This is a genomic window from Ralstonia soli (assembly GCF_023955655.1).
Classification (GTDB): domain Bacteria; phylum Pseudomonadota; class Gammaproteobacteria; order Burkholderiales; family Burkholderiaceae; genus Ralstonia; species Ralstonia soli.
In genome coordinates this window covers 777,519-803,100 of the sequence record NZ_JAMXHT010000001.1, presented here as the reverse complement: position 1 = coordinate 803,100, position 25,582 = coordinate 777,519, and the positions used below count along the sequence as shown (strand labels likewise).

21 protein-coding genes are annotated in these 25,582 nt (G+C 66.4%); 18 read left to right on the top strand and 3 right to left on the bottom strand.

What is annotated here, in order from left to right:
- Positions 1-21 precede the first annotated feature (21 nt).
- Positions 22-1,065: a serine/threonine protein kinase gene (locus tag NG900_RS03740; RefSeq protein WP_252676820.1), complete on the bottom strand. Its 1,044-nt coding sequence runs from the start codon at positions 1,063-1,065 to the stop codon at positions 22-24.
- Positions 1,066-1,070: 5 nt separating this feature from the next.
- The gene (locus NG900_RS03735) at positions 1,071-2,729 is read right to left on the bottom strand and encodes a DEAD/DEAH box helicase (protein ID WP_252676818.1); all 1,659 of its coding nucleotides are present in this window, start codon (positions 2,727-2,729) and stop codon (positions 1,071-1,073) included.
- 526 nt (positions 2,730-3,255) lie between these two features.
- Between NG900_RS03735 and NG900_RS03730 the strand changes: the two genes are divergently transcribed.
- The 13 genes from NG900_RS03730 (at position 3,256) to ybeY (ending at position 19,412) form a co-directional block, all read left to right on the top strand.
- Positions 3,256-4,320 (top strand): TetR/AcrR family transcriptional regulator, encoded by a 1,065-nt coding sequence (locus NG900_RS03730; protein WP_252676817.1) that lies wholly within the window; start codon positions 3,256-3,258, stop codon positions 4,318-4,320.
- Positions 4,321-4,433: 113 nt separating this feature from the next.
- Entirely contained in the window at positions 4,434-6,944 is a 2,511-nt protein-coding gene (locus NG900_RS03725) for an acyl-CoA dehydrogenase (RefSeq protein ID WP_252676815.1), read from the top strand.
- Positions 6,945-6,975: 31 nt separating this feature from the next.
- Positions 6,976-8,388: a 3-oxoacyl-ACP reductase gene (locus NG900_RS03720; RefSeq protein WP_252676813.1), complete on the top strand. Its 1,413-nt coding sequence runs from the start codon at positions 6,976-6,978 to the stop codon at positions 8,386-8,388.
- 8 nt (positions 8,389-8,396) lie between these two features.
- Positions 8,397-9,326, top strand: coding sequence for a MaoC/PaaZ C-terminal domain-containing protein (locus tag NG900_RS03715; protein ID WP_252676811.1), 930 nt, complete (start codon positions 8,397-8,399; stop codon positions 9,324-9,326).
- 4 nt (positions 9,327-9,330) lie between these two features.
- On the top strand, positions 9,331-10,662 hold the full coding sequence (locus tag NG900_RS03710; protein WP_252676809.1) for an acetyl-CoA C-acetyltransferase: 1,332 nt from the start codon (positions 9,331-9,333) through the stop codon (positions 10,660-10,662).
- A gap of 98 nt (positions 10,663-10,760) precedes the next feature.
- Entirely contained in the window at positions 10,761-12,500 is a 1,740-nt protein-coding gene (locus tag NG900_RS03705; protein ID WP_252676807.1) for an AMP-binding protein, read from the top strand.
- A 20-nt stretch (positions 12,501-12,520) separates the two neighbouring features.
- Entirely contained in the window at positions 12,521-13,432 is a 912-nt protein-coding gene (locus NG900_RS03700; protein ID WP_252676927.1) for a DUF1571 domain-containing protein, read from the top strand.
- Positions 13,433-13,644: 212 nt separating this feature from the next.
- Positions 13,645-14,565, top strand: a complete 921-nt coding sequence (locus NG900_RS03695) for an OmpW/AlkL family protein (protein ID WP_252676805.1) — start codon at positions 13,645-13,647, stop codon at positions 14,563-14,565.
- A 117-nt stretch (positions 14,566-14,682) separates the two neighbouring features.
- The gene (locus tag NG900_RS03690) at positions 14,683-15,681 is read left to right on the top strand and encodes an NAD(P)/FAD-dependent oxidoreductase (RefSeq protein WP_252676804.1); all 999 of its coding nucleotides are present in this window, start codon (positions 14,683-14,685) and stop codon (positions 15,679-15,681) included.
- Between the two features lie 90 nt (positions 15,682-15,771).
- On the top strand, positions 15,772-16,176 hold the full coding sequence (locus NG900_RS03685; protein ID WP_252676802.1) for a hypothetical protein: 405 nt from the start codon (positions 15,772-15,774) through the stop codon (positions 16,174-16,176).
- Between the two features lie 57 nt (positions 16,177-16,233).
- Entirely contained in the window at positions 16,234-17,601 is a 1,368-nt protein-coding gene (miaB, locus tag NG900_RS03680; RefSeq protein WP_252676800.1) for a tRNA (N6-isopentenyl adenosine(37)-C2)-methylthiotransferase MiaB, read from the top strand.
- Between the two features lie 21 nt (positions 17,602-17,622).
- Positions 17,623-18,615, top strand: a complete 993-nt coding sequence (locus NG900_RS03675; protein WP_252676793.1) for a PhoH family protein — start codon at positions 17,623-17,625, stop codon at positions 18,613-18,615.
- A gap of 2 nt (positions 18,616-18,617) precedes the next feature.
- Positions 18,618-19,412: an rRNA maturation RNase YbeY gene (gene ybeY / locus NG900_RS03670; protein WP_252676791.1), complete on the top strand. Its 795-nt coding sequence runs from the start codon at positions 18,618-18,620 to the stop codon at positions 19,410-19,412.
- 1,006 nt (positions 19,413-20,418) lie between these two features.
- On the opposite strand, the gene NG900_RS03665 is transcribed toward ybeY, so the two are convergent.
- The gene (locus NG900_RS03665) at positions 20,419-20,700 is read right to left on the bottom strand and encodes a hypothetical protein (RefSeq protein WP_252676783.1); all 282 of its coding nucleotides are present in this window, start codon (positions 20,698-20,700) and stop codon (positions 20,419-20,421) included.
- Positions 20,701-20,744: 44 nt separating this feature from the next.
- Here NG900_RS03665 and NG900_RS03660 point away from each other — a divergent pair, with 44 nt between their 5' ends.
- The 5 genes from NG900_RS03660 to NG900_RS03640 all read left to right on the top strand — a co-directional run bounded on the left by NG900_RS03660 (position 20,745) and on the right by NG900_RS03640 (position 25,564).
- On the top strand, positions 20,745-21,098 hold the full coding sequence (locus NG900_RS03660; protein ID WP_252676781.1) for a hypothetical protein: 354 nt from the start codon (positions 20,745-20,747) through the stop codon (positions 21,096-21,098).
- A gap of 162 nt (positions 21,099-21,260) precedes the next feature.
- Complete coding sequence (locus tag NG900_RS03655) at positions 21,261-22,154, top strand: HlyC/CorC family transporter (protein WP_252676779.1); 894 nt, start codon at positions 21,261-21,263, stop codon at positions 22,152-22,154.
- Positions 22,155-22,218: 64 nt separating this feature from the next.
- Entirely contained in the window at positions 22,219-23,721 is a 1,503-nt protein-coding gene (gene lnt, locus NG900_RS03650) for an apolipoprotein N-acyltransferase (protein WP_252676770.1), read from the top strand.
- Positions 23,722-23,918: 197 nt separating this feature from the next.
- Positions 23,919-24,908, top strand: coding sequence for a glycine--tRNA ligase subunit alpha (gene glyQ / locus NG900_RS03645; RefSeq protein WP_252676925.1), 990 nt, complete (start codon positions 23,919-23,921; stop codon positions 24,906-24,908).
- Positions 24,905-25,564: a hypothetical protein gene (locus NG900_RS03640; protein WP_252676768.1), complete on the top strand. Its 660-nt coding sequence runs from the start codon at positions 24,905-24,907 to the stop codon at positions 25,562-25,564. The genes glyQ and NG900_RS03640 overlap by 4 nt, the downstream gene beginning before the upstream one ends.
- The last annotated feature ends 18 nt before the right edge of the window (positions 25,565-25,582 follow it).

The following is a 25,582-nucleotide window of genomic DNA, read 5'->3' as shown; positions in this document are numbered from 1 at the left end:
AAGAAAAACCGCCGCTCGGTTTCACCAGAGCGGCGGTTCGTCCAACAGCGCGATCTGCTCGCGCAATTCCAAGACCCGGTCCTGCCAGTAGCGTTGCGTGTTGAACCACGGAAACGCGGCTGGGAATGCCGGATCATTCCACCGACGCGCCAACCAAGCGCTGTAGTGCAGCAGGCGCAGGGTGCGTAGCGCTTCCACGAGATACAACTCGCGCGTGTCGAATTCGCAGAAGTCCTCATAGCCGGCCAGCAGGCTGGCGAGTTGCGACTGCATCGATGCGCGATCGCCTGACAGCAGCATCCACAAGTCCTGCACGGCGGGGCCGGTGCGGCTATCGTCGAAGTCGACGAAGTGCGGGCCGGCCGAGCGCAGCGGGTCGCCCTGCTTGGCGTCTGCCTCCTCGATCCACAGGACGTTGGAGGCGTGGCAATCGCCGTGCAGGCGCAGCAGCGAGACATCGCCTGCGCGGTCGTAGCAGCGGCGCACGCCGTCGAGCGCGGCATCGGCCACGCTGCGCCAAGCGGGCAGCAAATCGGGCGGGATGAAGTCGTGCTCGAGCAGCCAGTCGCGCGATTGCACGCCGAAGGTGTCGATGTCGAGCGCGGGCCGCGCCATGAACGGGCGTTGCGCACCCACGGTGTGGATGCGGCCGAGAAAGCGCCCCATCCATTCGAGCGTGTCGTCGCGATCAATCGCGGGCACGCGGCCCGCACAACGCGGGAAGACCGCAAAGTGCCAGCGCTCGAACGCGTGCAGCGTGCTGCCTTCGATTTCCAGCGGCGCGATCACCGGGATTTCAGCCGCCGCAAGCTCTGCGGTAAAGGCGTGTTCCTCAACGATCTGTGCGTCGCTCCAACGGCCCGGGCGGTAGAACTTGACCACCACCGGTGCGCTGTCTTCCACGCCGACTTGGTAGACGCGGTTCTCGTAGCTGTTGAGCGCGAACATGCGGCCGTCCGGCATCAGCCCAACCTGCGCCAGCGCATCGAGGATGCTGTCGGGCGTCAGGCCGTCGTATGGGGCGTCGGCGGATGCGGGTTGGCCGCTGTCGTCGCTACCGTGCATGAACGTCAGGCTTTGCGGCCGCCGAGCAATGCAGCTGCTTTGGCGAACAGGCCGTTGAACGGCTGCTTGGCCGGTTGTGCCACCTTGGCCGGTTGCGCGGCTTGCGTGTTCGAGGAACGACGCTGACCGCCCTGCCCGTTGCCATTGCCCTGGGTCTGACCCTGGCGTTGACCACGTGCGTGCGACTGACCATTACCCGCGCCGTTGCCGGTGCGTGGTTTCGGTGCTGCCTGACCATCGCGCTGGCCTTGTGCCTGACGCTGGCGGCTGCCGCCACCATTGCGGCCCTGACCTTGGCCTTGGCTCTGACCCTGACCATTGCCGCTACCGCTCGATTCACGACGCGGTTCGCGGGGCTCACGCGGCGCACGTGGTTCACGCGGTGCAGCGTTGCCACCAGCAGCTTGGCGCGGTTGCTGGTTGCGACCACCACCCGGGCGGCCACCACGCGCGTTGCCACCGCGGCCCGCCGAGTTGCGACCGTTCGGAATCGGCTCCGGCGCGATGCTCGGGTCCGGCTCGAAACCTTCCAGCACGGTGCGCGGCAGTTCGCGCTTGATCAGGCGCTCGATGTCGCGCAGCAGGCCATGCTCATCCACGCAGACCAGCGAGATCGCCTCGCCCTGCGCGCCCGCACGGCCCGTACGGCCGATACGGTGCACGTAATCTTCCGGCACGTTCGGCAGGTCGAAGTTGACGACGTGCGGCAGTTGATCGATGTCGATCCCGCGCGCAGCAATGTCGGTGGCAACCAGCACACGCAGCGTCCCGGCTTTGAACTCGGTCAGCGCACGCGTGCGTGCCGACTGGCTCTTGTTGCCGTGAATCGCCAGCGCCGGAATGCCGTCACGCGAGAGCTGTTCGGCCAGGCGGTTCGCGCCGTGCTTGGTGCGCGTGAAGACCAGCACCTGGTGCCAGTCGTTGTCGCGCACGAGCTTGGCGAGCAGTTCGCGCTTGCGTTCGCGGTCTACCGGGTAGATGCGTTGCTCGACCGTCTCGGCCGTGGTGTTGCGGCGTGCGACTTCGATCAGCGCCGGCTTGTCGAGCAGGCGGTCGGCCAGTTCGCGGATGTCGTCCGAGAACGTGGCCGAGAACAGCAGGTTCTGGCGCTTGGGCGGCAGGATGTTGAGGATCTTGCGGATGTCGTGGATGAAGCCCATGTCGAGCATGCGGTCGGCTTCGTCCAGCACCAGCAGTTCGATATGCGACAGATCAATGGTGCGCTGGCCCACGTGGTCCAGCAGGCGGCCCGGCGTAGCCACGACGATATCGACACCACGCTTGAGCGCATCGATCTGCGGGTTGATGCCAACGCCGCCGAACATCACCATCGATTTCAGCGGCAGGTATTTGCCGTAGGCGCGCACGCTCTCTTCCACCTGCGCGGCAAGTTCACGCGTGGGGGTGAGCACCAGCGCGCGGATCGGGAAGCGCATGCCGTTGGGCGTCTGCACCTTGTTCGGCTGCGTGGCAGAGAGGCGATGCAGCAGCGGCAGCGTGAAACCGGCGGTCTTGCCGGTGCCGGTCTGTGCACCGGCGAGCAGGTCACCGCCCTTAAGGACTGCGGGGATGGCCTGGCGTTGAATCGGAGTGGGTTCGGTGTAGCCGAGTTCGGCCACGGCGCGTACCAGCTTGTCTGACAAGCCGAGTTCGGAAAACGACATGGAAAAGCGATTGGACCGGCGTGTCCCGCGCATTCGTTCGTGCGCCAATCGTGGACAAAGCCTAGGTAGGTGACGGGGCGACTGGACCCCGGGGACTGCATGAACTGCAAGAAGGGCCGTAGTTTAGCAGGATGCGGCCCGGGGCCTGGTTTTGTGCGCTTCATGTGTCCGATTTCGGCCTCCGCGACGGATTGTCCACGGCTGCGTTCGCACACGCCGTTGCCGCCCGCCTTGCCGGACTTCAAGCAGGCTTCAGCCGGCCGGCTGAGTGGTCAGGCTAGATGGGCTCGTTCTCATCACCCGAGTAATGTTTGTGCTCACTTTCTTTTTACACCTTGTTTGGCTTGAATTTGTGCGTCTGACTACTGCGCTTTAGAGTCGGCGCTCGAATTGGTCGCTTGGCGTTTTCAAACGTCTGTTCCTAACATGCCCAAGCAATACAAATACACACGTTTGAATCGTCTGTTCGAGCGCTGCAGTGCAGCAATCGCCCCCGATATCGAACCAAAAAAACGAGGTAGGAGACATGGGACGACCTGGAGCAGGAGACACCAAGGGCCGCATTCTGGAAGCCACCGAACTGCTGTTCATCGAGTTCGGCTACGAGGCGATGTCGTTGCGGCAGATCACGGCGCGTGCCAAGGTCAACCTGGCGGCGGTCAACTATCACTTCGGCAGCAAGGAAGCGTTGATGCAGTCGGTGCTCGGCCGCCGACTCGATCCGCTCAACACGCGCCGCCTGGCGCTGCTCACCGCCTGCGAAGAACGCTGGACCAAGGAGCAGCTCACCTGCGACCACGTGCTCGGCGCGCTGTTCGTGCCGGCGCTGCAGATGGCGCGCAACCCGGACACCGGCGGCCCAGCCTTCCTGCGCCTGATGGGCCGCGTGTATTCCGACACCTCGCCGTTCGTGCAGAACTATCTGCTCGGCCATTACGCGCCGGTGTTTGGTCGCTTCTTTGAGGCGTTCTCGGGCGCGCTGCCGCACGTCCCGCGCGCTGAGCTTGGCTGGCGCCTGCACTTCTCGCTCAAGGCACTCGCCGGCGTGCTGGCGGGCGACGACCTCAACAACCTGCTGCCGATGTTCACGCAGGGCAAGCCGATGACCGATGCCTCGCTGCTGGCGCGCCTGACGGCGCTGGTGGTGGCCACGCTCAACGCCCCCTTACCCAATGACACCGGCGAGGCCGGCGCGCTCGACCAGGTGGTCGAACTGGCCGAAGCGCAGGTGCCCACGCCTGTGGCCCGCGCCGACGACGCCTCCAGCGGCAATAACGGCAGCGGCTCCGGGCGCCTGGCCGGGCACGGCAACGGCCGCACGGCCGAGCGTCCCACGACGCCCGCTACCGCCTCGCCGTTCGCCGGGGATCTGTTCGGCCGCACGCCCGTCGCGCGCTCCAGCGCAGACGCAGACGAGCACGACGCCCTCGCCGCCGATGACCACGACGATCAGGGAGACGGCAGCGACGATAGCGACGCCACCGCCGCACCGACGGCGCGCACCCGGGCGCTGGCCATCCGCCGCAGCAACGCCGCGCGCGCGATCTTCCCGGCCAACCCGATGCGCCCCTGGCGCAACCCCAGCGCCTGATACCCAGACGCCGCGCGGATCTTCCGCGCGCAGGCACAAGAGTCGCTCGGGCATTCGGCAGGCGCCGCCTGCCCGACGCCTGCGGCACAAGACCGCATCGATTGGAGACCCTCATGACGACGATCTGGATCGTCCTGCTTTGCATCGGCGCGCTCGGGCTCGCCAGCATGGAAGCCTCGGCAGCGGCGTGGCTGGTCGCCACCGGTGTGTGGCTGCTGGCCGGCGCGTGGCTCGGCCTGGTCGGCCCGGTGATGACCACGGTACTTGCCATCGTCTTCGTACTGCCCGCGCTGGTGCTCGCGATCAAGCCCCTGCGCCGCGCGCTGATCACACGCCGTGTGCTGGCGATGTTCCGCAAGATCATGCCGGAGATGTCCGACACGGAGCGCGACGCCATTGAAGCCGGCACGGTCTGGTGGGATGCCGAACTCTTCTCCGGCCGGCCGAACTGGTCGCGGTTGCTCTCATCGCCGCCGCCACGCCTGTCGCCGGAAGAGCAGGCATTCCTCGACGTGGAAACCGAGAAGCTCTGCGACCTTGCCAACGATTGGGAAAGCACGCAGATCTGGCAGGACATGTCGCCCGAGGCGTGGGCCTATGCCAAGCAGGCGGGCTTCCTCGGCATGATCATCCCGAAGGAGTACGGCGGCAAAGGCTTCTCGGCCTACGCGCATTCGCAGGTCATCATGAAGCTGTCGACGCGCTGCTCGGCAGCGGCCGTGTCGGTGATGGTGCCCAACTCGCTCGGGCCCGCCGAACTGCTGCTGCACTACGGCACCGAAGCGCAGAAGAACCACTACCTGCCGCGCCTCGCACGCGGTGAAGAGATCCCCTGCTTTGCGCTGACAAACCCGTATGCCGGCTCCGACGCCGCGGCCATCCCCGACGTCGGCGTGGTCTGCCGCGGCATGCACGAGGGCCGCGAAACGCTGGGCTTTCGCGTGACCTGGAGCAAGCGCTACATCACGCTTGGCCCGATCGCGACGGTGCTGGGCCTGGCCTTCCGTGCGGTCGATCCGGATGGCTTGCTCGGTAGCGACAAGGAACCGGGCATCACGTGCGCATTGATCCCGACGAAGCATCCCGGTGTCAATATCGGCCGACGCCATTGGCCGCTGAACGCGGTGTTCCAGAACGGCCCGAACTGGGGCAAGGATGTATTCATCCCGATCGACTGGGTGATCGGCGGGCAAGCGCAGGTCGGCCGTGGCTGGCGCATGTTGATGGAATGCCTGGCGGCGGGCCGCGCGATTTCGCTGCCGTCGTCCAATGTGGGCATGGCCAAGCTGGCTGTGCGCAGCACCGGCGCGTATGCCGCCGTGCGTCGCCAGTTCCGCACGCCCATCGGCAAGTTCGAAGGCATTCAGGAAGCGCTCGGCCGCATGGGCGGCAACCTGTACATGATGGATGCGGCGCGGCGCCTGTCTGCGCTGGCCGTGGACCTGGGGGAGAAGCCGTCGGTCATCTCCGCCATCGCCAAATACCACGTCACCGAACGGGCGCGCGATGTCGTCACCGATGCAATGGACATCGTGGGCGGCAAGGGCATCTGCATGGGCCCGAACAACTTCCTGGCGCGCGCGTATCAGCAGGTGCCGATCGCCATCACGGTGGAAGGCGCGAACATCATGACGCGCTGCCTGATCATCTTCGGGCAGGGCGTGATCCGCTGCCATCCGTATGTGCTGCGCGAGATGACGGCGGCGCAAGGGCCCGATTCCCCCGAGACGCTGCGCGCCTTCGACACGGCGCTGTTCGGCCATGGGGCATTCATCGCGGGCAACTTCGTGCGTGCGTTCCTGCATGCGCTGTCGGGCGGACGCGTAGCGCCGGCACCCTCGAGTGCGGCGCCCGAAATGCAGCGCTACTACCAGGCCGTCAACCGCTTCTCAACTGCGCTGGCGCTACTGGCCGACGTGTCGATGTTCACGCTGGGCGGCACGCTCAAGCGGCGCGAGAGCATCACCGGACGGCTGGGCGACATCCTTTCGCAGATGTACCTGATCTCGTCCACGCTCAAGCGCTTTGAAGACGAGGGCCGCCCCGCTGCAGATGCGCCGCTGGTGCATTGGTCCGTGCAGGACGCGCTGGTGAAAGCGCACGACGCGCTCGACGGGGTGCTGGCGAATTTCCCGAACCGCGGCGTGGCAGGAGTGCTGCGCGTGCTGATCTTCCCGTTTGGTGCGCCCTATCGCAAACCGTCGGACGCGCTGGCCGCCCAAGTGGCCGAGCTGATGCAGACGCCAGGCGCAGCGCGTGATCGACTGCTGGCCGACTCGTACTGCCCGTCGCCCGAAGTCGACCCGATTGCCTACGGCGAAGCTGCCTTCCGCCTGCAGCCTGCCGTCGACGCGATTGAGCTGCGCTTGAAACCCGCCATCCGCGCAGGCAAGCTGCCGCCCGTGCCGCAGAGCCTGCCCGACTTCGAAGCGTGGACCGCGCAGGCCGTGGCACAAGGCCTGATCGACGAAGCCGAGCGCAAGCAGCTCTGCGACTACGCGCGCTACGGCGAACACGCCGTCGCCGTGGACGACTTCCCGCCCGACTTCAACCTGCTGGCCGACCTGCAGCGCCGCAAGGATGCGCTCGACACTCTGCAGGCTGCGGAGCGCCGCGCGGCCTGACGGCGCGACATCAGACGACACAACAACAACGATGCAAGACAAGTATCTCGACTTCGTGGGTTCCGGGTTCGGCAAGTGGCTGTCGGCCAACCTCGGCCTGCCGCAGCCGGTGCCGCTGCGCCGCTACGTCCCTGAGGAGCCCGAATTCGTCGGGCCGTTCCTGGTCGGCCTGGCACCTGGCGGTGCAATGCGCGAGACGCTTGCCGCGCTGTTTGCCGAGATCGGGGTGCCCACGCGGTTTCATGAGAGCGATCCGGAATGGCTGGGCGCGGCCAACCGGCACGGGCAGATCACGGGCCGTTTTGTCGCGCCTACCGGCAAGGACGGCGATGCGTTCGACCGCATCGGCGGCATCGTCTTTGACGCGACGGGCATCACCTCCATCGATGGCCTCGACGCGCTGTATCACGTGTTCCACGACGGCGTGCGTGCCATCGGTCGCTGCGGGCGCATCGTGGTGATTGGACGACCACCAGAGGGCTGTAAGACACCCGAAGCCACGATTGCGCAGCGTGCGCTGGAAGGGCTCACGCGCTCGCTCGGCAAGGAGGTCCGGCGCGGCTGTACGGCACAGCTCGTCTACGTGGCCGAAGGTGCGGAGAACGCAGCGGCATCGACACTGCGTTTTCTGCTGTCGGCGCGTTCGGCCTATGTATCGGGGCAGGTGGTGCGTGTGCATGCAGCAGCGACAGTCTCCGTGGATTGGCAGAAGCCGCTGACCGGGCGCACCGCGCTGGTGACCGGCGCCTCGCGCGGTATCGGTGCCGCCATTGCGCACGTGCTTGCGCGTGACGGCGCGCGCGTGCTGTGCCTGGATGTGCCCGCTGCGCAGGACGGCCTCCATGCCGTGGCGCAGGCGATCGGCGGCGAAGCGTTGGCGTATGACATCGCCGCACCGGAAACACCGGCCCTGCTCGCGCAGCAACTCGCGGCGATGGGCGGCATCGACATCCTCGTACACAACGCCGGCATCACGCGCGACAAGACCATCGCCCGCATGACCGAGCCCGCGTGGCGCAGCGTGCTCGACATCAACCTGGCCGCGCAGTTGCGCATCAACGATGCGTTGCTCGCGGCCAATGCGCTGCACGCGGGTGGCGCCATCGTGTGCGTGTCGTCCATCAGCGGTATTGCCGGCAACCTCGGGCAGACCAACTATGCAACCTCCAAGGCTGGCGTGATCGGCCTGGTGCAGGCCGGGGCGCCGCTGCTGGCCGAACGCGGCATCACCATCAATGCGGTGGCGCCGGGCTTTATCGAAACGCAGATGACGGCGGCCGTGCCGTTTGCCATCCGCGAGGCGGGCCGCCGCATGAACGCCATGAGCCAAGGCGGCCAGCCCGTCGACGTGGCCGAGGCGATTGCCTGGTTTGCGAACCCCGCATCGAATGGCGTGACGGGCAATGTCGTGCGCGTGTGCGGGCAGAGCCTGCTGGGGGCCTGAGATCGATCATGCGCGCCATTGCCCGATCGCCCCTGCCCGCTCCGATGGTCGCCACGAAGACGCTGGTGACCGAGCCGCCGTCAGCCGGTGCGCTGGCATGGCGCGCGCTGCTGTCGCAACGCAAGGGCAAGCGCGGCGGACCGCTGCCGCGCCATACGCTGGTGCGCCAGGAGGTGCCGCTCGACGCCGCGCACATCGCGCAATACGCCGCGGTGTGCGGCTTCTCGCCCGCGCACGGCGTGCCGATGACGTATCCGCATCTGCTTGGCTTTCCGCTGCAACTCTTGCTGATGACGGAGTCCGCGTTTCCGTATCCGGTGATTGGCCTGGTGCACCTGGGCAACACGATCCGCCAGCACCGGCGCCTGCAACCCGGCGAACGCGTACGCGTGGAGGTGCGCCCGCGCCGGCTGTTCCAGCACGCGCGCGGGCAGGCGTTCGCCATTGAGACCGCCGTCGTCAAGTCGGGGGCGGTGGTGTGGGAATCGCTGTCCACGTACCTGCGCGTAGGCGTGCCATCGCAACAGGGCGCACCGCTGATTGCACTGCCGACGCCGCAAGCCCTGTCGCTCGACAGCCACTGGGAGGTACCCGCCGACACCGGCCGCCGCTACGCCCGCGTGTCGGGCGACTGGAACCCGATCCACGTCTCGAACATCGGCGCGAAGCTGTTCGGCTTTGCGCACCCGATCGCGCACGGAATGTGGACCAAGGCGCGCGCGTTGGCCGCTCTGCTGCCCGCTGCCCCGCTCACGCAAGGCGAGGTGGTGGCCGAGTTCAAGACGCCCTTGCCGCTGCCGGGCGCGGCCACGCTGTGGCGAGCCGATGATGCTGCACCGGGCGGCCCGTTCGAAGTCCGCAATGCCGCCGGCGACAAACCCTATCTGCGTGGCGTGCTGACGCTGACGCAGACACAACAAGAACTTTCGGGAGACTGAAGCCATGCTCGTCAATGCGCACGGAACCGGGCAGCCGCGCCGCGTCGCCATCCTCGGGGGAAATCGCATTCCGTTCGCCCGCTCGAACACCGCTTACGCCACGGCATCGAACCAGCAGATGCTGACCGCTGCGCTGCAGGGTCTGGTCGATCGTTTCAACCTGCACGGCATGCGTCTGGACGAAGTCGTGGCCGGTGCCGTCATCAAGCACGCGCGCGATTTCAACCTGGCGCGAGAGACGGTGCTCTCCACCACGCTCGCCAAGCAGACGCCCGCATACGATGTGCAGCAGGCGTGCGGCACGGGGCTGGAAGCGGCCATCCTGGTCGCCAACAAGATTGCGCTCGGGCAGATCGATGTGGGTATCGCGGGCGGCACGGACACGACCTCCGACGCGCCCGTCGGCCTGAACGAGAAGATGCGCAAGATCCTGCTGGAGGCCAACCGCGCCAAGTCCACCGGCGCGCGCATCAAGGCGCTGGCCGGGCTGCGGCCGTCGATGTTCGTGCGCCCGCTCTTGCCGCGCAACGGCGAGCCGCGCACAGGCCTATCGATGGGTGAGCACTGCGAACTGATGGCCAAGCGCTGCGGCATCCGCCGCGAAGACCAGGACGCCCTCGCCCTGCGCAGCCACCACAATCTCACCGCCGCCTACGAGCGCGGCTTCTTCACCGATCTGATGACCGCCCACCTCGGGCTGGACCGCGACAACAACCTGCGCAGCAACCTCGCCATCGAGCAACTGGCGAAACTGCAGCCGGTGTTCGATCGCAGCGCGGCGGGCACCCTGACTGCGGGCAACTCCACGCCGCTTACCGATGGCGCATCGTGCGTGCTGCTCGCCAGTGAAGACTGGGCGCGTGCGCACAACCTGCCGGTGCTCGCCTACATGACCTGCGCCGACACGGCCGCCGTCGATTTCTTCAGCGGCACGCCTGAGCAGAACGAAGGGCTGCTGATGGCGCCGGCCTACGCCGTCTCGCGCATGCTGCAACGCGCGGGCCTGACGCTGCAGGACTTCGACTACTACGAGATCCACGAAGCCTTTGCTGCGCAGGTGCTGTGCACGCTGGCCGCGTGGGAATCGCCGGAATACTGCCGCGAAAAGCTCGGCCGCAGCACCCCGATGGGCAGCATCGACCGCAGCAAGCTCAACGTGAATGGCAGCTCGCTCGGCACCGGGCATCCGTTTGCCGCCACGGGCGGGCGCATTGTCGCCACGCTCGCCAAGATGCTGGCGCAACGTGGCAGCGGGCGCGGGCTTGTGTCGATCTGCGCGGCGGGCGGCCAAGGTGTGGTCGCCATTCTGGAGCGCCCCGAAAACATGTCGCATTGAATCGACGGGCCCATGGGACGGCCCAGATTCAGAAAACTCGCCCAACCCACGCGGCACATAACAAAACCATGCCGCTCGCTTTCATGGACGGAGACACCATGAACACCGTTGCTGACCACAACAATCTGACCGAACGCATCTGGCTGAAGTCGTACCCTGAAGGCGTGCCTGCGGAGATCGACCCCGACCGCTATCGCTCGCTGGCCGAAGTGTTTCGCGAATCGGTGGAGAAGTACCGTACGCGTGTCGCTTACGTGAGCGTCGGCACCGAAATGACGTACGACGAATGCGAGCGCCAGGCCCAGCACTTCGCGGCATGGCTGCAATCGCGAGGTGTGAAGAAGGGCGACCGCGTGGCGATCATGCTGCCCAACAGCCTGCAGTATCCGGTGTGCCTGTTCGGCACGCTGCTGGCCGGCGCCATCGTCGTCAACGTGAATCCGCTGTACACGGTGCCGGAACTGGCACATCAGCTGTGCGATTCCGGCGCACAGACCATCGTTGTGCTGGAGAACTTTGCGCGCACGCTGCAGCAGGCGCTGCCTGGCACGCAGGTGCGCAACATCGTCATCACGGGTATTGGTGACCTGATGGGCGGCGCGCTCAACGTCAAGGGCCGAGCGCTGAACTTCGTGATGCGGCATGTGCAGAAGCAAGTGCCACCGTACAAGCTACCCTCGCCGATCTGGCTGCGCGATGCGCTGGCTGCGGGGCGCTCGCGTGCGCTGCAGCCGGTGCAACTGGCACCGGAAGACATCGCCTTTCTGCAGTACACCGGCGGTACCACCGGCGTGGCCAAAGGCGCGATGCTCACCCACCGCAACATCATCGCGAACCTGCTGCAGGCAGAGGAGTGGTCCAAGAGCATGCTCACCGGCGGTGCGGAGACCAACGTCACGCTGCTGCCGCTGTATCACATCTTCTCGCTCACGGTGAACCTGCTCATGTTCATGACCATGGGCGGACGCAACATCCTGATCGCCAATCCGCGCGATACCAAACGGGTGCTCTTCATCTTGCGCAAGGAGCGCTTCTCGGGCATTGCGGGCGTGAACACGCTGTTCAACCTGCTGCTGGAAGACCCCGAGTTTGCCAAGCGCGATTTCTCCGCGATGAAGATCACCATCGGCGGCGGCATGGCGGTGCAGCGCGCCATTGCAGAACGCTGGAAGAAGGTCACTGGCCATACCATCGTGGAAGGGTATGGGCTGACGGAATGCTCGCCCGTGGTATCGATGAACCCGCCGAACATCACCGAATTCAGCGGCACGATCGGCTTGCCGGCGCCCTCCACCGAAGTGCGTTTCAAACGCGACGACGGCACCATCGCGCCGCTGGGCGAACCCGGCGAGTTGCAGGTGCGCGGCCCCCAGGTCATGCGCGGCTACTGGCAGCGCCCCGATGAAACCGCCAAGGCCATCGACGCCGACGGCTGGTTCTCCACCGGCGACATCGGCGTGATGGATGCCAACGGCTACATCCGCCTGATCGATCGTAAGAAGGACATGATCCTGGTCTCGGGCTTCAACGTGTACCCGAACGAGATCGAAGACGTGGTGGCACTCCACCCCGAGGTTCTGGAGGTGGCCGCCATCGGCGTGCCCGACCCGGTGGCCGGCGAGCGCGTGAAGATCATCGTGGTACCGCGCACGAGCGCGCTGACGGAAGCCGCGCTGCTCGAACACTGCCGCGCGCATCTGACCGGCTACAAGATGCCGCGCATCGTCGAGTTCCGTCATGAAGAGCTGCCCAAATCCACCGTGGGCAAGATCCTGCGCCGCGAGCTGCGCGATGCGGACCCCGACATCAAGCGCGCCCGCGCGCAGGCACAGCAATGACCGGCTCAAACGGAACCGGCGTGCGATTGCGTGCCCTCGCCCTGGCCGCCACGCTGGCCTGCGCCGCCACGGCCTGGGCCCAGCCTGCTGCCCCCGATGCATCCGCGCCTGCCGCAACCACTGCAGCCACCTCAGCCGCATCGCAATCGGCGGCCATCAACGCCTTTGCCGCCATGGACATCGCAAAGCAGACGGCCTGGCTCGGCAGCCAGGTGCATGCCAACGCGTTCGCCAGTTGGCCGGACGAAGACGTCCTCGCCATGGCGCAGGCCATGAAGCCTGAAACGCTGGTGCGCTGGCTCAAGGCCGAGGTGGCGAAGTTGCCCGAGTACGAATACCGCATGCGCCGCCAGGAACGCGTGAAAGGCCAGTGGCAGAGCCAGCCCGCGCTCATGCTCGTCCGCTACCGCGACGCGCCGCGCCAGCTCTACGCGCGCTGGCTCAAGGGCGGCGCGCACGCTGGGCAGGAAATCATCTATGACGAAACTGTGCGCAAGGATGCGATGTACGGCCACCTTGGCGGCCTCGTCGGCTTTGTGGCGATCTGGAGTGCGCTGGACGGCGCGCTCGCGAAATCGCAGTCGAACCACACGGCGCGCGAGCTCGGACTGCAGTTCATCGTCGACACGGTCGAGCGCGATGGGCGCGCCCACGTGGCGGCTGGCGGCAGCGGCAAGTTCAATGAAGCGAAGCTGGTGACGGAAGACGGCGAACGCATGCTGCGCCTGACCTGGGATGCTCCCAGCGGCCCACCCACGTTCTACGCCAAGCGGGTGCGCCTGTATTTCGACCTGAAAAACCCCTGGGTGCGCATCGAAGAATCGTGGGACGAATCGGGCAACCAGCTCGAGAAAATCGTCATCGAAAGCGTGACCCGCAAGACCTGGAACGACCAGACTTTCAACCCCAAAAACCCGGAATACAAGTTTTAGCGCACCGCCCGCAGATCGTTGTGCACCAAGGCTCCGCCGACCGGTGGGCAGTATGAAACGTGCCTAGGGGGAAACCCCTTGTTGCGTGCGTACAAGCTAGAGGAAAACTTCGATCAACGCAGCGCAACGTAACAAAAGCGCTGCGTTATGCTGCGGAAACACAAATCGCCACACCTCGGCGTTATAACAATCCCATCCAGAGAGACGACCACATGAACCGCACCACCCGCCGCATCGCCGCCGCCTTTGCCTGCGCGGCCGTCAGCACCTTCGCTGGCACCCTCGCCCATGCGCAATCCACGGCAGAAGCCAACGTCGCTGCAAGCGCCAGCACCGGCTCAGGCAGCTCCAGTGGCGGCGGATTCGGTCAGTTCATGGACGACTACGTTTGGGGCCGCAACGTCATGGCGGTGGGCTGGTTCTACATCCGCCCGATGGATTCAGCCACGCCGCTGACCACCACGACCAGCGCCCTGGGTCTGGGCACGTACCAGTCGCCGGGCACAGATGTGAAGGTCAGCAACGCCAACACGCTGTCGGTCACGTTCACACACTTCTTCAACGACAACATCGCCGGCACGTTCGTCGGTGGCGTGCCGCCCAAGTTCAACCTGTACGGCAGCGGCAACGTGATCGCGCCGGTGCCGGTGATCGGGCCGCTGACGCTGATCAACCTGGGCCTGCCGCAGAACAACCCCGTTGCCACGGTGCGGGAGTGGAGCCCGACGATCGTCGCGCAGTACTACTTCGGCACCAAGGAAAGCAAGTTCCGCCCGTTCATCGGCGGCGGCGTCAGCTACAACTTCTTCACCAACCTGCGACTGAACTCGAACTTCGTGAACGCCATGCAGAACCTGGGGCAGGTGCTGCAGCTGGGCATGGGACAGGTGCCGACCGGCCCGGCCAAGGTGAGCGCCGAGACCTCCAGCTCCTGGACGCCGGTGGCCAGCGTCGGCGTGTCGTATGAATTCGCCAAGAACTGGTCCGCCATCGGCACGGTGTCGTACCTGCCGCTGAAGACGACCTCGACCATCACGATCCGCAGCCAGGAAGGCCAGGTACTGGCAACCAACAAGACCGACATCAAGGTCGACCCGGTCGTGTTCGGGCTGGCGATCGGTTACAAGTTCTGACGGCCGCGTTGCGCGGATTTGCGCTGTCGCAAACGCCACCTTCGGGTGGCGTTTTTCATTGGGGCGCGACCCGATATGATGGCGAAACTTCCCAGCCCCGATTCCCACGTCACGTCCATGACCCAGCCTTCCATCGCCATCGTCGGAGCCGGCATTGCCGGCGTTGCCTGTGCCAACGCGCTTGCTGCAGAAGGCATTGCCGCCACCGTCTATGAGCAGGCGGGCGGCGTTGGGGGGCGGCTGGCCACCACGGTCCTGCCCGAGGCCGCTCCGGCGTATGCGTTCGACCACGGCGCACAGTCGTTCAACGTACGCAGCGAAGCCTTCCGCCGGGCGGTGGATGCCGCCGGCCGGCAAGGCTCCGTGCTGCCGTGGCCTGCGCGCTGGGGCCATCGCACAGCCGACGCGCTGCAAGCCGACACGCGCGATGAAGCCCGTTACGTTGGCCTGCCCGGCATGGGCGCGCTGGTACGCAGCCTGGCCGCGCCGCTGGACATCCGCTTCGGCCATGCCGTCACGCGCGTGGCGCACGATGGCCGGCACTGGACGGTCGAGCGCAACGGCACGGATACCACGCATGCCGACATCGTCGCCCTGGCGCTGCCCGCGCCCGAACTGCCGGCGCTGTTCCACGGGGCAACACCCGCCTCGCTGCAGGAGACCATCGCGCCCGTGCGCTACGCGCCGTGCTGGGCGTTGATGATGGGTTTTGCGCAACCGCTCGGCCTGCCCTACGACGGCATCCGCATCGACGACGACATGCTCGCCTGGGCCGCCCGCGATAACACCAAGCCGGGCCGCGTGATGGTCGAGGAATCGTGGGTGGTGCATGCGTCGCCGGGCTGGTCGGCCCAGCACGCCAATGACACTCACGAGCAGGCGCTGCACGCCCTGCACGCCCGCTTTGCCGAGGCCTTCCCGGGCACGCCCGAGCCCGACGTGATGGCTGCCCACCTGTGGCCGCACGCGCTGGTTGAGCAGCCCGCCGGCCTGCCCTGCCACTGGGATGCCGCCATCCGCCTGGGGGCCTGCGGCGACTGGTGCGAAGGCCCGCGCGTCGAAGCAGCATTCCTCAGCGGTGTGGCGCTGGCCGCAAAGATCGCCGAAGCGCTGTAGGAAGGCACCTGCCGGCGGTACAATGTCGGGTTGTCTCGTGTTTCGTGTGCCGGGTCGCTCACCCGGCGGTGGCTTTCCCCTGACGACGCCATGCGCACCCGACGCCAAGTCCTCGCCCTAGCCTTTGCTGCCAGTGTGGCGGCATCGGCGCCGCTGCTGTCCGCCCATGCGCAGGTGCTGCGCAATATTCCGGCGACGGCTCCGGCGGCCCAGTTGACCGTCAACTCGGCCAATTCGGGCACGCTGAGCACCGGCAGCACCGGGCTTGTCCGCATCCTGCTGCTGGGCTTCGGGAGTACCAGTGCAGACATCCGTTTCGCCCCGGGCGTGCGGATCCTGTCGCTGGATGGGCGCCTGCTGCTACCGGGTTCGGTGATCGGCCAGTCGTTCAAGGTGCGCTATCAGCTCGATCTGTATCAGCAGTTGCTGACAGCCTGGGTTGTCAGCGATGACGACTACAAGGCGGCCGTGGCCGCACAAGCCCAGTCTCAGTAGTCAGAACAGAACGCCCCACGAAGCACGTGCCCCCAGGTCAACCACTGTGAACGGCACATGAAAAAAGTCTTCATCAAAACCTACGGCTGCCAGATGAATGAGTACGACTCGGACAAGATGTCCGACGTGCTCAATGCGGCTGAAGGTCTCGTCCCCACCGACACGCCCGAAGACGCGGACGTGATCCTCTTCAACACGTGCTCCGTGCGCGAGAAAGCGCAGGAGAAGGTGTTCTCCGAACTCGGCCGCGTGAAGGCGCTCAAGGCCCTCAAGCCGGACCTCGTCGTTGGCGTGGGCGGCTGCGTGGCCAGCCAGGAAGGCGCGTCCATCGTGGCGCGCGCGCCGTATGTGGACGTCGTCTTCGGGCCGCAGACGCTGCACCGCCTGCCGGAGCTGATTGCCGCGCGCCGCCGCACAGGCCGCTCGCAGGTCGACGTGTCCTTCCCCGAGATCGAGAAATTCGACCACCTGCCGCCTGCGCGCGTGGATGGCGCCAGCGCCTTCGTGTCGATCATGGAAGGCTGCTCGAAGTACTGCAGCTACTGCGTGGTGCCCTACACGCGCGGCGAGGAGGTCTCGCGCCCGTTCGACGACGTGCTGGCCGAAGTGGCGGGCCTGGCCGAACAAGGCGTGCGCGAAGTCACGCTGCTGGGCCAGAACGTCAACGCCTACATCGGCAAGATGGGCGACACCACCGAGCGTGCGGACTTCGCGCTGCTGCTCGAATACGTGGCCGAAATTCCGGGCATCGAGCGCATCCGCTACACGACCAGTCACCCGAAGGAATTCTCCTCGCGCCTGATCGAGGCCTACGCCACCAACCCGAAGCTGGTCGATCACCTGCACCTGCCCGTGCAGCACGGCTCCGACCGCATCCTGATGGCGATGAAGCGCGGCTACACGGTGCTCGAATACAAGAGCAGCATCCGCCGCCTGCGCGCGATCCGGCCGAACATCTCCATCGCCACCGACTTCATCGTCGGCTTCCCGGGCGAAACCGATGCGGACTTCGCCAAGACGATGGACCTGATCCACGAGATCGGCTACGACACCTCGTTCAGCTTCATCTACAGCCCGCGCCCCGGCACGCCAGCGGCCAACCTGCACGACGATACGCCGCAGGCCGTCAAGCTCGAACGCCTGAAACATTTGCAGGCGACCATCGAAGAGAACGTCGCGCGCATCAGCCAGGGCATGGTCGGCAGCGTGCAACGCATCCTCGTGGAAGGCCCGTCGCGCAAGGACCCGACGGAGCTGCACGGCCGCACCGAGAACAACCGCGTCGTCAACTTTGCGCTGCCCGACCTGCCGCAGGCACGCCGCGATCAACTGATCGGCCAGATGCTCGACGTGCGCATCGTGCACGCGTTCCCGCACTCGCTGCGTGGTGAGGTGGTCGCTGATGGCGACCGTGTGACCCACTGATCATCAACACAGACGGATTGGATGAAACCGACCACCGCTGAATTCACCGCGCCCAAGAACGACAACGCACGCCTGCAGAACCTGTGCGGGCCGCTGGATGAAAACCTGCGCCAGATCGAGCAGGCGCTGGACGTGACCATCAACCGGCGCGGTGCCAAGTTCACCGTGCGCGGCGCCAACGCGCAGGGCGCGGCTAACGCGCTGGAGACCTTCTACAACAGCGCGCGCGAGCCGCTGTCGGTGGATGACATCCAGCTCGGCCTCGTGGAAACCCGCCAGGTGGCCGCGCACGGCGCCTATCTGCCCGAGTCGAACCTCGACGCGCCGGATGGCAACGACCTGTCGCCGGTATTGCACACGCGCCGCACCGATCTGCATGGCCGCACGCCGATGCAGCGCGAATACCTGCGCAACATCCTCTCGCACGACCTGTCGTTCGGCATCGGCCCAGCGGGCACGGGCAAGACGTATCTGGCCGTAGCCTGCGCGGTGGATGCGCTCGAGCGCGACGCCATCAAGCGCATCGTGCTGACGCGTCCCGCCGTGGAAGCCGGCGAACGCCTGGGCTTCCTGCCCGGCGACCTCGCGCAGAAGGTCGACCCGTACCTGCGCCCGCTGTACGACGCGCTGTACGACCTGCTCGGCTTCGACAAGACGCAGAAGATGTTCGAGCGCCAGATGATCGAGATCGCGCCGCTTGCGTACATGCGCGGCCGCACGCTCAACCACGCCTTCATCATCCTGGACGAAGCCCAGAACACCACGCCGGAACAGATGAAGATGTTCCTCACGCGGATCGGCTTCGGCTCCAAGGCCGTGATTACCGGCGACACGACGCAGATCGACCTGCCGCGCGGCCAGAAGAGCGGCCTGATCGAAGCGCAGCACGTATTGCGTGACGTGCGCGGCGTGGCGATGACGCGCTTTACCAGCGTCGACGTGGTGCGTCACCCGCTGGTGGCGCGCATCGTCGAGGCTTATGACGAATTCCATGCACAGCACAAGGACGCCTGAACGTGGCCAAAGCTAAAACCAAAACCAAGAAGACCCAACCCGAAGCCACCGAGTCGTTCGGCCCGCGCGTCGACGTGTTCGACGCCAAGGGCAAACCCAAGACGGTGGATGCCAGCGCCGTGCGCATCGCCTTTGCCGACGGCCGCAGCCTGATCATCAGCGTGCCCGACACTGCCGATGGCGCCATCACCCTCGTCGCCGAGCATTCGGACACCAACACGAACGCCATGCTGTCGCTGCGTCCGGAGCACCATGACAGCGTCACGCTTCGTATTGAAGCCGAGCCGGTGCAAACCGAGCGAACGGAAGACCTCGACGACACGTTCGGCGGCGCAGACATGCTCACGCTCGACCTGACCGTGCAGTACGGCGATGATCTCAAGGCCGCTGCCCGCAAGGCGCTGCCCAAGGAAGCGGACATCGAAGCGTGGATCGCGCCCGCGCTGTTTGCCGATGCGCAGCTCAACGTGCGCTTCGTCAGCGAAGAGGAAGGCCGCACGCTCAACCGCACGTACCGCGGCAAGGACTACGCGACCAACGTGCTGACCTTCTCGTACGCCGAGAGCGAGGAAGACCCGGTCTCGGCCGACATCGTGCTGTGCTGCCCGGTGGTCGAGAAGGAAGCCAAGGAACAGGGCAAGCCGCTGCAGGCGCATTACGCGCATCTGATCGTGCACGGCGCGCTGCACGCCCAGGGCCACGACCACGAAGACGCGGCCGACGCCGAAGAGATGGAAGGCATCGAAACCCAGATCCTCGGCGATCTCGGTTTTGCCGATCCGTACGCAGATCGCTGAAGCGCAACGCGCTTGTTGTTCCGACGCCGGCTTCATGCCGGCGTTTTGCATTTCAGGCGCCCTACCTTTGTCAATGCAGCTGTTTCAACGCTGAATCAACCGCATTGACGAAGACCCAGTCTGGATAAGGGTTTCCGGGTTTTCCTCCGCCATTTGGCGCATGCCTGCGCCCGTCAAACCGCGCATACGCCCCGGCTTCCCCGTCGGCCATCCGACACCCTCGCCGCTCTCCGTACGGCGCATGGGGTTTTGCCGGTGCGATTTCTATCCTCCTCGCATAAGCCGCCACCCGAGCGAGCAAACGAATGTCGGCGCAAACGAGCGCCATCGGCCGCCCCCACGCACAGACGGGCGCGGCACTGCGGGGAGGTCATCATGCGTCAACGCTTCATGGACAGCATTCCGTGGACCACGCTGTTGCTCGGCGTGGGAGTCGGCACAGCGCTTGCGGTCACACCAGGCACCGCGCGAGCGGACCACAAGCAATCGTGCTACGCGGGCATTGTCGTCGTGTTCGACGGCGCGTGGCATCCAGGCGCGGTGGTCGGTTGCCGCACGGTCAACATCTCCGATGGCAACAACGTCGTCGGCGCCGAAGTGAATCTGATGGTCGCGCCCGGCACCATCCGGCCGCGCGTGCAGGCGGTGGTCGGCAGCACCAGCGTGCAGGCACTCATCGGCGGCGGCTACGACTTTGCGAGCAGCAAGGCGCTGGTGGGCGTCGGTGTCACCGGCGACCACTGGCTTGCGGGCGTCGACAAGGAAATCGCGGGCCGCTGGACGGCCTACGGCGGTGCCAGCACGCTGGGCCGGTATCACAGCAGCGCGCAATCCGCCGCCCCAGCACCGACGGCAACCACGCCGACGGGCAACAACGACACACCGCCCCCCAACAGCAACAACACACCGGCACCGTCCAAACCCAGCCCCACACCCGCCCCGGCACCTGGTGCCACGCCCAGCCCCGGCCCGACGCCGGCCCCGGCGCCCGGCCCCGGCGCGACCCCTAGCCCGACTCCGACTCCGACTCCGACTCCGACTCCGACTCCGACTCCGACTCCGACTCCGACTCCGACTCCGACTCCGACTCCGACTCCGACTCCGACTCCGACTCCGACACCGACACCGACACCGACACCGACACCGACACCGACACCGACACCGACACCGACTCCGACTCCGACTCCGACTCCGGTGCCGACTCCGACGCCGACGCCGGTGCCAACGCCGGTCCCGGTACCGACCCCGGCGCCTCATCCGGTGCACCCACCGCATCCGGACCACCCACCGCACCCGGTACATCCGCCGCATCCGGATCACCCGCCGCACCCTGTGCATCCGCCCCACCCGGATCACCCGCCGCATCCCGTTCATCCGCCGCATCCGGATCACCCCGGCAACCATGGCGGCGATCATGACCACGGTGGCGACGGCGACCACGGCGGTGACCACGACCATGGCGGCGACGGCGGTCACGGCCACCGGGGTCACCACGATGGCGACGACGGCCACAGCAACAACGGCCATCACTACGGCGAGGGCAACGGTAATGGCGACCATGGCGGAGACCACGACCACGGTGGCGACGGCGACGACCACGGCGGGAACGACAACCACCAAGGCAACGAGGGCAACAACGGGCAGCACAACGGCCAGCAACACGGCGGCGAAAAGGGCGACGACTGACCGCTCCCCCCTCGGCAGACCGATCGCTCCAACCCGCTCGAACCCGGCCTCCAGATGTGAAATTCGAAGCACATACGGAGGCCGGGCGGCCACCCGCCGTCATCGGGACGGCGGGGCTTTTGGTGTATGCTGGCCCGATGTTGAACGACGCGCGACCGCGCCATGAATGATCCGTATCCCAGTCCGAAGCCAGCCGACAAACCCCGTACGCTGCTGGAACGCCTGACCGACCTCATCTCGCCCGAGCCCGAATCGCGGGCCGAGCTTCTGGAAATCCTCCAAGACGCCCACGCGCGCAGCCTCATCGACGCCGACTCCCTGTCGATGATCGAAGGCGTCTTCCAGGTCTCAGACCTGTGCGCGCGCGACATCATGATCCCGCGCGCCCAGATGGATGCGCTCAACATCGCCGACGCACCGTCCGAATTCATCCCCTTCGTGCAGGAAGCTGCGCATTCGCGCTTCCCCGTCTACGAAGGCAGCCGTGACAACATCATCGGCATCCTGCTGGCCAAGGATCTGCTGCGCTTCTATACCGATGAAGACTTCGACGTGCGCGACATGTTGCGCCCGGCCGTGTTCATCCCCGAATCGAAGCGCCTGAACGTGCTGCTGCGCGACTTTCGCGTCAATCGCAACCACATCGCCATCGTCGTGGATGAATACGGCGGCGTGGCGGGCCTCATCACGATTGAAGACGTGCTGGAGCAGATCGTCGGCGACATCGAGGACGAATACGACTTCGACCAGGAAGAAGACAACATCCTGCCCACCGCCGATGGCCACATGCGCGTGCGCGGGCTGACCGAGATCAGCCAGTTCAACGAAGCCTTCGGCACGCACTTCTCCGACGACGACGTTGACACCATCGGTGGGTTGCTGTCGAACCACCTGGGCCGCGTGCCGCACCGTGGCGAAAAGATCGTCCTGGGCACGCTGCAGTTCGACGTGCTGCGCGCCGATGCACGCCAGGTGCAGGTGCTGCTCGTGCGCCGCATCACCACGCCGGCCGGCGGCAATACCGCGACCGACACCTCCGGTTCTCACCCCGCCTGATTCTTCCGTGCCCGCTCAGTTCTCTACCCCTGCCGCACCGTCCCGTCGGCAGGACGCCCATCCTGTGCCGCTCGCTCGGCTGCGCTTTGCGATGCCGCTGGCGGCGTTGCTGGGCGTCATGCATACGCTGTCGTTCGCGCCAAACCACTGGTGGTGGCTGCAGATCCTGTCGCTGACGGGGCTGGCCGCGCTGGTGCAGCGCGCGCCGCGCTTGCGTGATGCGGCATGGCTGGGCTACGCCTTCGGGCTCGGGTGGTTCCTGTCGGGCATCTGGTGGCTCTATATCAGCATGCACGTCTACGGCGACATGCCGGCGTGGATGGCTGCGCTGGCCGTGCTGCTGTTCGCGGGTTACCTGGCGCTACATCCGGCGTTGGCGGTGTGGGCGTGGCAGGGGCTAACAAGACGCGGGCGATGGTCTGGTACTGCATCCGCGCTGGTATTCGGTGCGGCATGGGCCGTGACGGAATGGCTGCGCGGCACGGTGTGGACGGGCTTCCCCTGGATCAACGGCGGCTATGCGCACACCGATGGTCCGCTGGCAGGCTACGCGCCGCTGGTGGGCGTGTACGGCATCGTGCTGATCGCAGCCGTGCTGGCCGGCCTGCTGTGCGTGGCGGCCGAGCGCCGCCTGCACTGGCTGGCGGGCATCGTGGGCGCGATCGTGCTGGTGGCCGGCTGGCCGCTGCACGGCATTGCGTGGACGCAGCCGGTGGGCAAGCCGATCTCGGTGCGCCTCCTGCAAGGCAACGTGCCGCAGGACGTGAAGTTCCAGCAAACCGGCATCGAGCGCTCGCTGGCGCTGTACACCAAGCTGGTCACCGAGCAGCCCGCGCAGTTGGTGGTCACGCCCGAGACGGCCTTTCCGATCATGATCCAGGAGATGCCGCAGGAGATCGCGCTGGCCCTGCGCACGTATGTGGACACCACGCGCTCCAGCGTGCTTTTCGGCGCTGCCAGCGAGGATTCGCGCGTCGATTACACCAACAGCGTGTTCGGCATCGGCCCCGACTTCCAGGGCGTGTACCGCTACAACAAGCACCATCTCGTGCCGTTTGGCGAGTTCATCCCCTTCGGCTTCCACTGGTTCGTCAACATGATGAACATGCCGCTGGGCGATTTCCGCCGCGGCCTGCCGGTGCAGCCGCCCATGACGGTGGCCGATCAGCGCATCGCCCCCAACATCTGCTATGAAGATTTGTTCGGCGAGGAGATCGCCGCCTCGCTGCGGCACGCGGATCAGCCCGCCACGATGCTCGCCAACGTGACGAACCTGGCGTGGTTTGGCGACACGATCGCGCTGGACCAGCACCTACAGATTTCGCGCATGCGCGCACTGGAAACCGGCCGCCCGATGCTGCGCGCCACCAATACGGGGGCGACCGCCGTGGTGCGCCCGGACGGCAGCGTGCAGGCGCTCCTCCCTGTATTTACGCTTGGCACGCTGCAGGCAAACGTGCAGGGCACGCAAGGTCTGACGCCGTTTGTGCGCGTCGGCAACGCACCTGCACTTGGCTTGGGCATGCTGGTCTTGCTGATCGCATGCGTGCGCCGTCGCCGGGGCTAGCGCGAACTGATTCGCCTGCGCTCGGAGACTTTCCAGCCACTTTCCGGAGTGGCTGACAAAAAACGCTAAAATTCAACGTTTTGCGGCGCTCATGCACGTAACTGCGGAGCCAGGCGCTTCTCGTGCCCGCCGCTGCATTCCACCGCCGCGCGGCGTACAGCACCGTTGCACGCCGCAGCGGACCAACGGGACCCACCATGCTCACCTTCCAGCAACTCATTCTCAAGCTGCAGTCGTACTGGGACGCTCAGGGCTGCGCCCTGCTGCAGCCGATCGACCTCGAAGTCGGCGCCGGCACCTCGCACGTGCACACCTTCCTGCGCGCGATCGGCCCCGAGCCGTGGCGAGCCGCCTACGTGCAACCGTCGCGCCGCCCCAAGGACGGCCGCTACGGCGAGAACCCGAACCGCCTGCAGCACTACTACCAGTACCAGGTGGTGCTCAAGCCGGCGCCGGAAAACATCCTCGATCTGTACCTGGGTTCGCTGGAAGCACTGGGCCTGGACCTGAAGCAGAACGACGTTCGCTTCGTGGAAGACGACTGGGAAAACCCCACGCTCGGCGCCTGGGGCCTGGGCTGGGAGGTGTGGCTCAACGGCATGGAAGTCACTCAGTTCACGTACTTCCAGCAGGTGGGCGGCCTGGATTGCAAGCCGGTGACCGGTGAGATCACGTACGGTATCGAGCGCCTGGCGATGTACCTGCAGCAGGTCGAGAACATCTACGACCTGGTCTGGACCGAGTGGGAAGAGCCGGGCCCGAATGGCCCGGTCAAGCGCCGCCTGACCTACGGCGACGTTTACCACCAGAACGAAGTCGAGCAATCGACCTACAACTTCGAGCAGGCCGACACCGCCGTGCTGTTCCGCCGCTTTGCCGAGCACGAAGCCGAAGCCAAGCGCCTGATGGGCGTGCGCGCAGAGGGGGACGCCGCCGCCGAGGGCGATGCCCCGGTCGTACAGCTCGCCCTGCCCGCGTACGAGCAAGTGCTCAAGGCCGGCCACACGTTCAACCTGCTGGACGCACGCGGCGCCATTTCGGTGACCGAGCGCGCCGCCTACATCGGCCGTATCCGCAATCTGTCGCGCCTGGTCGCGCAGGCCTACTACGATTCGCGCGAGCGCCTGGGCTTCCCGATGTGCGGCACGGCCGCTGCTACCGCTGCCAAGACGACGGAGGCTGCATGACGGCCTCCCGTGCGCGGCGCGGCCTGGCTCTGCTGACCGCTGCGTCCATCGCCGCGCTGGCGCTGCCGGCCGGCGTTGCGCAAGCGGCGCGGCACCGCTCGTCCAAGCCGGCATCGACGGAAAAGGTTTTTGTCGTGCCGAGCAACCTGACGCAGCTTTGCGTGGCGGATTCCAAGCCGCTGCAGCAAGCGCTGGGCACAGAATGGACGCCGCCCCCGCCCTCGCTCGACCAGTGGACGAGCCTGGCGCGCACGATGGCCTGCGACCTGTCCGGCGCACGCGATCTAGGCTGGCACCGCGTGCCGCTGCGCACGTACGCCACCGCCCTGCGCTTCCCGTTCACGTGGGTCGAATGGCAAGGCACCGGCGCGAAGGCGCAGCGGCGTGCGCGCATGTTCCGCTCGTCGGCACAATTGCCGAGCCGCCTGGAATTCAACGTGTCGGGCACGCTGCAGGAGGTGCGCTACGACGCGCGCCGCGGCACGCTGTCTGCACGCTTCCTGCGCCGTGATGCCGCCGCGCCCGGCACGACGCCGGCGCCGATCGCACCGCCGCCTCCGCCGGGCCAGTGTGCCGGCACGCAGTTGCAGTTCCAGCAGCAGAACGGCGTGTGGCTGCTCTCGGGCGTGGAGCCCGTGCCGGGTTCGCCCTGTTAAGCCCTGCTGAACCTCACA